At 65.3% G+C, this 9,576-nt stretch carries 9 protein-coding genes and 1 pseudogene; 6 read left to right on the top strand and 4 right to left on the bottom strand.

The window, feature by feature from the left end:
- Nucleotides 1-602 (top strand): annotated as a pseudogene (locus AC2VLV_RS15885) (class I SAM-dependent DNA methyltransferase); the annotation flags it as partial.
- A gap of 83 nt (nt 603-685) precedes the next feature.
- The gene (locus tag AC2VLV_RS15890; RefSeq protein WP_486990903.1) at nt 686-1,540 is read left to right on the top strand and encodes a hypothetical protein; all 855 of its coding nucleotides are present in this window, start codon (nt 686-688) and stop codon (nt 1,538-1,540) included.
- 149 nt (nt 1,541-1,689) lie between these two features.
- On the opposite strand, the gene AC2VLV_RS15895 is transcribed toward AC2VLV_RS15890, so the two are convergent.
- Nucleotides 1,690-2,631 (bottom strand): alpha/beta hydrolase, encoded by a 942-nt coding sequence (locus tag AC2VLV_RS15895; RefSeq protein ID WP_486990904.1) that lies wholly within the window; start codon nt 2,629-2,631, stop codon nt 1,690-1,692.
- A 289-nt stretch (nt 2,632-2,920) separates the two neighbouring features.
- On the opposite strand from AC2VLV_RS15895, the gene dnaX reads away from it, so the two are divergent.
- The 4 genes from dnaX to AC2VLV_RS15915 all read left to right on the top strand — a co-directional run bounded on the left by dnaX (nt 2,921) and on the right by AC2VLV_RS15915 (nt 6,987).
- Nucleotides 2,921-4,750: a DNA polymerase III subunit gamma/tau gene (gene dnaX, locus AC2VLV_RS15900; RefSeq protein WP_486990905.1), complete on the top strand. Its 1,830-nt coding sequence runs from the start codon at nt 2,921-2,923 to the stop codon at nt 4,748-4,750.
- 59 nt (nt 4,751-4,809) lie between these two features.
- Nucleotides 4,810-5,139, top strand: a complete 330-nt coding sequence (locus tag AC2VLV_RS15905) for a YbaB/EbfC family nucleoid-associated protein (protein ID WP_486990906.1) — start codon at nt 4,810-4,812, stop codon at nt 5,137-5,139.
- 51 nt (nt 5,140-5,190) lie between these two features.
- Nucleotides 5,191-5,802 (top strand): recombination mediator RecR, encoded by a 612-nt coding sequence (recR, locus tag AC2VLV_RS15910; protein ID WP_486990907.1) that lies wholly within the window; start codon nt 5,191-5,193, stop codon nt 5,800-5,802.
- An 84-nt stretch (nt 5,803-5,886) separates the two neighbouring features.
- Nucleotides 5,887-6,987: an NHL repeat-containing protein gene (locus tag AC2VLV_RS15915; RefSeq protein WP_486990908.1), complete on the top strand. Its 1,101-nt coding sequence runs from the start codon at nt 5,887-5,889 to the stop codon at nt 6,985-6,987.
- Nucleotides 6,988-7,007: 20 nt separating this feature from the next.
- On the opposite strand, the gene queF is transcribed toward AC2VLV_RS15915, so the two are convergent.
- From queF to AC2VLV_RS15930, 3 genes are read right to left on the bottom strand one after another with little or no spacing between them, the layout of a single operon-like run.
- Nucleotides 7,008-7,427, bottom strand: coding sequence for a preQ(1) synthase (queF, locus tag AC2VLV_RS15920; protein ID WP_486990909.1), 420 nt, complete (start codon nt 7,425-7,427; stop codon nt 7,008-7,010).
- 29 nt (nt 7,428-7,456) lie between these two features.
- Nucleotides 7,457-8,113 carry an RnfABCDGE type electron transport complex subunit B gene (locus AC2VLV_RS15925; protein ID WP_486990910.1) on the bottom strand — a complete coding sequence of 219 codons (657 nt, stop codon included), beginning with the start codon at nt 8,111-8,113 and terminating at the stop codon, nt 7,457-7,459.
- 12 nt (nt 8,114-8,125) lie between these two features.
- Nucleotides 8,126-9,418, bottom strand: a complete 1,293-nt coding sequence (locus AC2VLV_RS15930; RefSeq protein ID WP_486990911.1) for a polyhydroxyalkanoate depolymerase — start codon at nt 9,416-9,418, stop codon at nt 8,126-8,128.
- Between the last annotated feature and the right edge of the window lie 158 nt (nt 9,419-9,576).

Here is a 9,576-nt window from a genome sequence, read left to right on the forward strand (position 1 = left end):
AAGAGCGCACCACGCACCAGCTCGGCCTGGTCGCCGTGCTCGCCGAACTGCACGCCGAACTCGACGCCGCCGTGCTGGCCGCCTACGGCTGGAGCGACCTCGCCGCACCGCCTCACTCCCTCTCCACTTGCGGGGAGGGCCGGGGTGGGGAGACTGGCGCCGCAGACCTTGCTCGGGCTGCAACCCTCACGCTGCTCACCCGCCTGCTCGCCCTCAACCACGCCCGCGCCGCCGAAGAAGCCGCTGGACAGGTGCGCTGGCTGCGTCCGGCGTTCCAGCACCCGCAGTCATATCCGCCGCGGGTTGCATCTCTCAACATTTTCGAAACGGAAGACCATTTCTTTGCAACTGCAACGGTTGGTCCTGTTCCGCCAGCAACCGGTGTCTCTCTGCCACCCGCTCAGCCCTGGCCGTCCACCCTGCCCGAACAGATGCGCGCCGTGGCCGACCTGCTCGCCGCCAGCGCCCAGCCGCTGTGCCTTGAGACGCTGGCGACCCGCTTCAAAGGCCGCGGCCCCTGGAAAAAAAGCCTGCCCCGCATCCTCGAAACCCTCGAAGCCCTGGGCCGCGCCCGGCGCGAAGGGCAGGGGTGGCGGGGGTAATTTTGACGATCTGGCCTGCGCTTAGACTTTGAACACCGAAACCCGACCGCCAACAAGGCGACACCCTCTCAGGACCACCCGCGATGAGCTTCCCGCAGCAGACTTTGCAACTCGACGAATCCGCCATCCGCATCTATTTGTTCGATGAGGTGTACCCGGCCCGCGCCGCGGAGGAACAGGCGGAGAAGAAAAAGCTGTCGGCCTTTGGCATGCTGGCCAAGTTCAACCCGCTCAATCGGCCGCGCGAAGACACGGTGCGCCTGAGCCGCAAGGAGTTCCGCCTGGAGCCGTTCTGGCATGTGACGGCCACGCGCGGCGTGGACTACACCACGCAGATGACCTACCCGGTGCCGGTGCACAACCCCTATGCGCACAAGGTGGAACTCAATGGCGAGCAATACGAGGTGACGCGGCAGGGCGACAAGGCGCGCATCGACCTGGCGGTGACCGAAATGTGTCACCGCAAGATGGCTTTCGACCAGTTTTCAGATGGTCTGGGGCGCGACATCAAGCCGGGCACGCTCGATGGCTATCGCACCAAATACAAGTTTTCCGAGGTCGAGCAGATCGAGCGCGAGGAACTGATCAAGCCTACCGTGCCGCAGCAGGCGGCGCTGCTGGCTGCCAGCACCGCGCTCAACGGCAACAGCATCAACGCGCATCACATCCAGTCGGACGGCATTGTGGTGGAGCGCCTGCATCTTTACTGGCGCCCGGTGTTCGCGTTCGAGTTCATCTGGTCGACCGCCGACAAGCGCGGGGTCATCGAGGTGAACGGCCTGACCGGCGAGGTCAGCGAGAACGGTCAGTGGTTCAAGGACAAGCTGAGCAAGGTGATGACCCGCGAGATGCTGCTCGACGCGGGTTGCGAACTGGCCGGTGCGGTGGTGCCGGGCGGGGGTATTGCGGTGAAAATCATCGGCAAGCTCACTGAATAGCGGGGCGTCCAGGCTGCGCGCGGCTGCGAGCCTGGGCTGCGGGTCGGGAGGGTTCGGGTGAGGGTGGGCATGAGCGGCCTCCCAACAGCCCGCGGGTGCGGTCGGAAGACAACTTTGGGTGCTCCGCCAGCGCGGCGCAAGGCCGCCGATCAGGGGGTGGTCCGGGTGGCAGCAAGGGCTGCCGCGCTCGGCTGGGGGGCGTCGTGCACGAAATCCACCACGTCGTCGAGCACGGGCGACATCCAGCGCAGCGGGGTGGCGAAGGAGCCGATCAGGGTTTCGTGGTTGACGCCCTTGTAGAGATCGAGCGTGACCTGGGCGCCGTCGGCCTTCAAGGCCTGGGCGAGTTGCACGGTGTTGCGCTGCGGGTTGACCAGGCTGTCAACGCGCGCTGCGCCGAGAAAGGTGCGCGGCACGCGGGCGTCGTGAACGTAGTCGATGGGCATGCAGCCAGTGGGGTAGTCGGGGAAATGGAAGACCGGCTGGACGTCGCGATCGGTGATGGGCAGAAAGTCGTAGGGTCCGGCCAGACCGATCCACCCGGCCAGACCCGCGCGGCGCAGACCGACGGCGTGCAGCCAGCGCGGGTCGAGCGCCAGCATGGCGGCGTTGTAGGCCCCGGCGCTGTGGCCCATGAGGTAGATCTGGTGCGGGTTGCCGCCCCACTGGGCGATGTGCTGCGCCGTCCAGGCGACGGCGCGGGCGCTGTCGCGCAGGAAGTCGGGGTAGCGCACTTCGGGATAGAGACGGTAATCGGCAATGACGGTGACGATGCCGCGCGCGGCCAGCGCCTCGCCGACGAAACGGTACATGGCCCGGTTACCGCTGGTCCAACTGCCGCCGTAGAAAAACACCACTACTGGAGCCCCGCCGGGCGGGGGCTTGCGCAGCGTGGCGGCGTTGGGCCGGTAGATGTCCAGCGCTTCGCGCGGGGCGGAGCCGTAGGCGATGCCGCCGCTGAAGGTATAGGTGTCGGTTGGTGTCAGCCGGTTGATCAGTGTCACCGGCGAACAGGCGACCATGAGCGGGGCGAGGCAGGCCAAGGCGAGACGCTGGCAAAGTCGGGTCAGGGTCGGCAAGGAAGGGCGCATGGAGCGTGGAGCAAGGTGTCGAAGCGGGCGGCGGGCCTGCGGGGAGAGGGTTTCTTCTTTCTACGGCGCCACGACGGTTTTGGATTCAGCCAAGTGATGATGCAGGCTCCCAGGAGCCTGTCGGACTTGGGAATCGCGCGCTGCAAAAAGGCTGTACGGCGTCCTGCGGCAGCGGCTTCTTGCTCCATAGCTTCGGCTATGGAGCGGCAAATCCGCCGCCACAGGCCATCCCTACACCCTTTTTTCGCTCTACGCGACCCAAGCCCGACAGGCTCCTAGAATCAGGCCCATGACTTCCGTCGCGCTGGCGCGCAAGTGGCGCCCTAAATCTTTCGCCTCCCTCGTGGGACAAGACCATGTGGTGCGGGCGCTCACCCATGCGCTCGACCACGACCGTCTGCATCACGCCTATTTGTTTACCGGAACGCGCGGGGTGGGCAAGACGACGGTGTCGCGCATTCTGGCCAAGGCGCTCAATTGCACCGGGCCAGACGGGCAGGGCGGCGTCACCAGCCAGCCGTGCGGCGTGTGCCCGGCGTGCACCGAGATCGACGCCGGGCGTTTTGTCGATTACATCGAGCTTGACGCCGCTTCCAACCGTGGGGTCGAAGACATGACCACGCTGCTGGAGCAGGCGGTTTACAAACCGACGGCCGGCCGCTTCAAGGTGTACATGATCGACGAAGTGCACATGCTCTCGAATCACGCCTTCAACGCCATGCTGAAGACGCTGGAAGAGCCGCCCGATTATGTGAAGTTCGTGCTCGCCACCACCGACCCGCAGAAGGTGCCGGTCACGGTGCTGTCGCGCTGCCTGCAGTTCAACCTCAAGCAGATGATGCCGGGCGCCATCGTCGGCCATCTGCAGCAGGTGCTGCAGGCCGAGAACGTGCCGGCAGACGACGGCGCGCTGCGCCTCATCGCCCGCGCCGCGCACGGTTCGATGCGCGATGCGCTTTCGCTCACCGATCAGGCGCTGGCCTACTGCGCAGGGCGGGTGGAGACCGAGGCGGTGCAGCAGATGCTGGGCACGGTTGATCGCAGCGATCTGCTGAAAATTCTGCAGGCGCTGGCCACTCAGGACGGTGTGGCGCTCATCCATCAGGCCGATGCGCTGGAAGCGCGCGGTCTGTCTTTCGGCGCGGCGCTGGAAGAGCTGGCCGCGCTGCTGCAAACCATTGCCCTGTTGCAACTCGTGCCACAGGCCGCTGATGCCGACGACCCGCAGCACGATGCGCTGGTCGCCCTGGCCGCGCAACTCAACCCGGAGATGGTGCAACTGGCCTACACCACGGTGCTGCACGGCCGCAACGAGTTGTCGCTCGCCCCGGACGACCGCACCGGCTTCACCATGACCCTGCTGCGCCTGCTGGCCTTCGCCCCGGTCATGTCGGGCAGCGTGCCCAACCTGCCGCCAGGCGGGCTGGCGCTGCCCAAGGCGGCGACTCCCGTTTCGCCACCGTCGCAGTCGGCTGCGGCGCAGGTCGCGGCACAGCGCGAACAACCGGCCACCAAATCCGCGCCCCCGGTGCAAACCGCAGCCAAGGCCATGCCGCGTACCGCGGCGACCTTGAGCGCCCCATTGGCGCCCACCGCCCCCGTGCTCGCCGCGGAGGAAGCGCCGGCGACAAACTATGCGGCAAAGCCCGAACCGCAAACCCAGCCGCAGCCCACCTCACCACCCCGCACCGCCGACATCAAGCCGCCCCTGCAAGTTGCGCCCGACACCGATTGGCCCGCGCTGGTGCAGCGGCTGGAAGTGCCCGCGGGTCTGCCACGCGCGCTGGCGCAGCAAAGCGAACTAGTAGCCATGCAAGGCACGGATTGGCTGCTGCGCGTGCCCAACGAACAGCTCACCCGCGCCGGTTCGCTCGACAAGCTGCAGACCGCCGTGCGTCTGGCCTTGGGACAAGACATCGTGCTGCGCGCCGAGGCCGGCGAAGTGACCGACAGCGTGACGCAGCGCGACGCGCGCGCCAAGGCCCAGGCGCAGGCCGACGCCGAGGCCGCGATTCACAACGACCCGCTGGTGCAGCAGCTCATGCGCGATCTGGGCGCGCAAATCGTGCCCGGCAGCCTCAAGCCCATGCCCCCGTCAGCGCAGCCGACATCGGCCTGACCGACAATGCCGCGGTGCTGCACGCGCGGCGATTTCATTTCTCAATCGAAGGACACCCCATGTTCAACAAAGGACAACTTTCCGGCCTGATGAAGCAGGCGCAGCAGATGCAGGACAACCTCAAGCGCGTCCAGGACGAGCTTGGCAATATCGAGGTTGAAGGCCAGTCGGGCGCCGGCTTGGTGAAGGTGACGATGACCTGCAAATATGGCGTCAAGCGCGTGAACATCGACCCCAGCCTGGTGGCCGAAGACCGCGACATGCTCGAAGACCTGGTGGCCGCCGCCTTCAACGACGCGGTGCGCAAGGCCGAAGCCACGTCGCAGGAAAAAATGGGCGCCGCCACCGCGGGCATGCCCCTGCCGCCCGGCATGAAACTGCCGTTCTGAGCGACTGGCGAAGTTGAACTGAAGTGGCCCCGAACTTGACCTCTACACGTCATGCATGAGGCCGCGCCCGGCCATGTGCCCGCGCTCGACGCGCTGATCGACGCCCTGCGGCATTTGCCCGGCGTCGGGCCGAAGTCGGCGTCGCGCATGGCCTATCACCTGCTCGAACACGACCGCGAGGCCGCGCAGCACATCGCACGCGCGCTCGACGCGGCGCTGGGCGCAGTGCAGCGCTGCGCGCGCTGCAACACGCTCACCGAAGACGCCGTGTGCAGCATCTGTTCCGATCCCAGGCGCGATACGCGCCAGCTCTGCGTGGTGGAAAGCCCCGCCGATCTGGCCGCGGTCGAGCAGACGCTCACCTACCACGGCCTGTACTTCGTGCTCATGGGCCGCATCAGCCCGCTCGACGGGCTGGGGCCGAAAGAAATCGGCCTCGACCGGCTGATGACCCGCGCGCTCGACGGCGCGGTGGAGGAGGTGATTCTGGCGACCAACTTCACCAACGAAGGCGAGGCGACGGCGCACGTCATCGCCGAAACCCTGCGTCCGCGCGGCCTGCGCGTCACCCGTCTGGCGCGCGGCGTGCCCGCCGGGGCCGAGTTGGAATATGTCGATCTGGGCACCATCGCCCGCGCACTGGTCGACCGGCGCGGCACTTGAGTGGCACGCCTGCAAGTAAAAATCTGCTGACATAAGCTTGAGCCTCAACCGCGCAACCGTCGCGGGCACTTTGCCTGAATTCTCATGCAGCGACGACACTTCATTCAATCGGCCGGAGCCCTGGCGCTGGGCACGGCTTTGTCCCCTTTGATCAGCCAAACCGCTTTTGCTGCGCCGCAGGCCGCAGGCACGCTGGAGGTCTTTGCAGGCGCCATCGGCCCAGGCATGTACAACGGCGGCGACTTCGCCCATGCGCGGTTTCACGATCCGCGCGGCATGGCGCTGGACGCGCGGGGCAATATTTTTGTGGCCGACTACGTCAACAGCGTGGTGCGCAAGCTGGGTACTGATGGCCAGGTCAGCATCGTCGCCGGGCAGGTGGAGCAGCGCGACGCCCGTAACGGCCCGGCGATGCAGGCGCGGTTTTATTCGCCCGAATGTGTGGCGGTGGCCACCGATGGCACGCTGTTTGTGAGCGATTCAGGCAGCAATACGGTGCGCCGCATCAGCCGGGATGGCAGGGTGAGCACCCTGGCGGGCAAGCTGGAGGTCGAAGGCTTTGCCGATGGCACTGGCCAGCAGGCGCGATTCAATCACCCCGTCGGGCTGGGCGTGAACGCACAGGGCGTGGTGTATGTGGCCGACGCCTACAACAGCACGGTGCGCCGCATCAGCGCACAAGGTGTGGTCAGCACCCTGGCGGGTTCACCCGGCGATACTGGCTGGCGCGATGGGCGGGGATCGCAGGCACGCTTCAACACCCCGGTCGGGCTGACGCTGGACGCGCAGGGGCAGATTTACGTGAGCGAATACTTCAACAACGTCATTCGCAAAATCACGCCCGACGGCACGGTGACAACCTTTGCGGGCAAACCCGGCAAGGGCGGTTTTGCCGATGGCAACGTGGGGGAGTCGCTGTTTTTACACCCACAAACCCTGTCGTTCGCGCCCGATGGCAGCCTGATCGTGGCCGATACCGGCAATAACCGGGTGCGCCGCATATCGCCGCAAGGCGAAGTCTCCACCCTGGCCGGCACCGGCGCGGGTGAGAAGGTGACTACAGGTGCACTTCCCGCCGAGTTGCATCTGCCCTATGGCGTGCTTGCCTTGGCCGACGGCTCGGTACTAGTGACCGGGCTGAATGCCATTTTGCGTATTCAGCCGTCAAAACTGCTCAAGGCTTGAGCAAGTTTCGTTAAGTCGTCTTAATTTGCTGCGGGTTCGGCGGCGTCGAACTGCGTCAGTTCGACGCGCGGCGTTGGCTTCCACCCGCGCTTGCGGTGCTCGACCACCACATTGGTGTAAATGCCGCCACGCACATACCAGCGTGCCGTCACGCGCAGGAAGCGTGGCGACATGGCCTTCACCAGATCGTCGAGGATGGCGTTGGTGACCTTCTCGTGAAATGCCCCTTCGTCGCGATAGCTCCACATATAGAGCTTGAGGCTTTTTAGCTCGACGCACTTTTTGTCGGGAATGAAGTCGATGTCGAAACGCGCAAAATCCGGCTGCCCTGTGAGCGGGCAAAGGCAGGTGAATTCAGGTACCTGCATGTGGATGTGATAGTCGCGCCCAGGTGCGGGGTTCGGGAATGTTTGCAGGGATTTGCTGGGTTTTGTGGTCATTTTGTGGTGTTTTGATTGAAGTTCGCAATTCAAGGGGCGCTGCGCTGGCGCTGCCGGGCGCGCGCTAGCGCCGCTTGCAGCAGAGCGGCCTTGCGGTCTGCCGCAGGTGCCGGTGCAGCGGGCGGCTCAGACTGCGCCAGCTCGGCGGCCGCGGCCTGCGCCAATTGGCGGGGATGGCGTTCGAGGTGGTGAGCATAGCGCTGGCGGGCCTCGTCGGCCTGCGCCGGGCTCCAGGCATTCCAGCCGGTGCGGGTGACCAGAGCGGGGTCGGCCAGTGCTTCCATGCGAATGCAATCGACCGGGCAGGGCGGCAGGCACAGGGCGCAGCCGGTGCACCAGACGTCGATGACGGTATGCATGCGCTTGGAAACGCCGGCGATTGCGTCCACCGGGCAGGCTTGAATGCACAAGGTACAGCCGATGCACTGGGTCGGGTCGATTACGGCGCGCTCTCGCGGGCCTTCCGTTCCGCAGGAAGGGTCGAGCGCGGTCGCCGGGCGTTGCAGCAGATGAGCGAGTTTTTCAACACCCTGCGCGCCGCCGGGCGGGCAGCGGTTGATGTCGGCCTGGCCTTCGGCAATGGCCTTCGCATAGGCGGCACAGTCGGGGTAGCCGCAGCGGGTGCACTGCGTTTGCGGCAGCAGGGCGTTGATTTGCGCGGCTAAGGTGCCGGTCGCAACGGGCATGAGTAAACAGGTTCAGGCGGAGGCGCGGGAGCGCGCCGGTTTGCGCGGCGGGTCGCCCGCAGCACCTTGTGGATGCGCGGCAATGAAATCGCGCACCACCGGATAGACCTTTTCGCGCCAGCGCCGTCCCGCAAAAATGCCGTAATGCCCCGCGCCTTCGGCCACGTAATGCTGACGGCAGACCGAAGCGATGCCAGTGCACAGGTCGTGCGCCGCCTCGGTCTGCCCCGCGCCGGAAATGTCGTCGAGCTCGCCTTCGATGGTGAGCAGCGCGGTGCGGTGGATGTCTTGCGGGCGCACGGCCTCGCCTTCCACCGTCCAGGTGCCGTTGACGAGACCGAAGTCCTGGAACACCAACTTGATGGTGTCGAGGTAGTAATCGGCGTCCATGTCGAGCACGGCGTTGTACTCGTCGTAAAAACGGCGATGCGACTCGGCATCATCGTTGTCACCGCGGATCAGATCGAGGAAGTAGTCGTAGTGCGAGGTGAGGTGACGGTCGGGGTTCATCGCCACAAAACCGCTGTGCTGCAAAAAGCCGGGATACACGCGCCGACCCGCGCCAGGGTAGTTGGCGGGCACGCGGTAGATCACATTGTTCTCGAACCACTCATAGCTCTTGTTCATCGCCAGGTTGTTCACCGCCGTGGGCGACTTGCGCGCGTCGATGGGGCCGCCCATCATGATCATGCTGCGCGGCGCGATCTCGCCCGCACTGGCCATGAGCGATATGGCGCCCAGCACTGGCACCGTGGGCTGGCAGACCGACATCACATGCACATCGGGGCCGATCTCGGCAATGAACTCACGGATGTAGGCGACGTAATCATCCAGACTGAAGCGACCCTGCTCGGTGGGCACCATGCGCGCGTCTTCCCAGTCGGTGATGAACACCTTGTGATCCTGCAGCATGGTTTTCACCGTGTCGCGCAACAAGGTGGAATGATGGCCCGACAGCGGTGCCACGATGAGCACGGTCGGGTCATCCTTGAGCTTGCCCAGCAGGCTGACGTCGTCAGAAAACCGCTTGAACCGCAGCAGACGACAGAAGGGTTTTTCCAGCGCGACCTGTTGCTGCACTGCGACGGTCTTGCCCTCGATCTGCACACTATTGATGCCGAACTCGGGTTTTTCGTAGTCTTTGAGCAGCCGGTGCATCAGGTCGTAGCTGGCCGAGACGCGCTGGGTGACGTTGTGCGGCACCGCGGGCCACACCGGGTTGGCGTAAAACTTGGCGGCCGCCTCGGCAAAATCAGCCAGCGGCCGCATCAGCGAGCGCTGGGTTTCATACAGGTCATACACCATGATGGACTCCGACCTTTTCTTGTTGCGATGCACAAATTTTACTCGCGCAGAGCCATCAACGCAGCAGGGGTTTTGCTACCCCGCCTTCTTGGCGGAAAAGAGCAAACAGCGTGCGCTGCGAACCCAAGAGCAGATGCTATGAAGCTAGACCTGACCCC

This window comes from Thiomonas sp. TH-17, from assembly GCF_057473305.1.

Coding starts and splice junctions, on each gene's coding strand:
- AC2VLV_RS15895 (WP_486990904.1), bottom strand. CDS start 2,631: ATGCGCCCTTCCTTGCCGACCCTGACCCGACTTTGCCAGCGTCTCGCC.
- recR (WP_486990907.1), top strand. CDS start 5,191: ATGCATGAGGCCGCGCCCGGCCATGTGCCCGCGCTCGACGCGCTGATC.
- dnaX (WP_486990905.1), top strand. CDS start 2,921: ATGACTTCCGTCGCGCTGGCGCGCAAGTGGCGCCCTAAATCTTTCGCC.
- AC2VLV_RS15890 (WP_486990903.1), top strand. CDS start 686: ATGAGCTTCCCGCAGCAGACTTTGCAACTCGACGAATCCGCCATCCGC.
- queF (WP_486990909.1), bottom strand. CDS start 7,427: ATGACCACAAAACCCAGCAAATCCCTGCAAACATTCCCGAACCCCGCA.
- AC2VLV_RS15925 (WP_486990910.1), bottom strand. CDS start 8,113: ATGCCCGTTGCGACCGGCACCTTAGCCGCGCAAATCAACGCCCTGCTG.
- AC2VLV_RS15915 (WP_486990908.1), top strand. CDS start 5,887: ATGCAGCGACGACACTTCATTCAATCGGCCGGAGCCCTGGCGCTGGGC.
- AC2VLV_RS15905 (WP_486990906.1), top strand. CDS start 4,810: ATGTTCAACAAAGGACAACTTTCCGGCCTGATGAAGCAGGCGCAGCAG.
- AC2VLV_RS15930 (WP_486990911.1), bottom strand. CDS start 9,418: ATGGTGTATGACCTGTATGAAACCCAGCGCTCGCTGATGCGGCCGCTG.